1 protein-coding gene is annotated in these 335 nt (G+C 42.1%); it reads left to right on the top strand.

The annotated features are described in order from the left end of the window. The coding region (locus tag CG11_RS30675) for a hypothetical protein (RefSeq protein WP_197043988.1) at positions 1-335 on the top strand (335 nt) is incomplete at both ends.

Here is a 335-nt window from a genome sequence, read left to right as displayed (position 1 = left end):
TATACGGCAGATGAAAAAGCAAAAAAAGTCTTAATTGCTGCCGTTCAAGAATACTTGAGCACTCAAGAAATTAAAGCCCCCACACCTTTGATGACGCTGCTCTTGGCAGTGGGTACTTGGGCAGCGGCTGGTTTTGGAGCTGCTTTTTGGCATCGTTATCAAATCAAACAAATGGAACCAAAAAAAGAAACGGCTTCTTCAGAAATTACTCAAGAAGAAATGGAGGAAGACAACCAGGAGCAGGGACAGCCAAGCTCTGATTTTTCCCATTTAAAAGAATACCAGGATGGGCGCAAATTATTCAGCATTCACAAAACAACAGGGAGATACAAACA

The organism is Aureispira sp. CCB-QB1, assembly GCF_000724545.1.
Taxonomy (GTDB): domain Bacteria; phylum Bacteroidota; class Bacteroidia; order Chitinophagales; family Saprospiraceae; genus Aureispira.
Note: the sequence above shows the minus strand (reverse complement) of the source record. Positions and strands in the feature narration are given on the sequence as shown.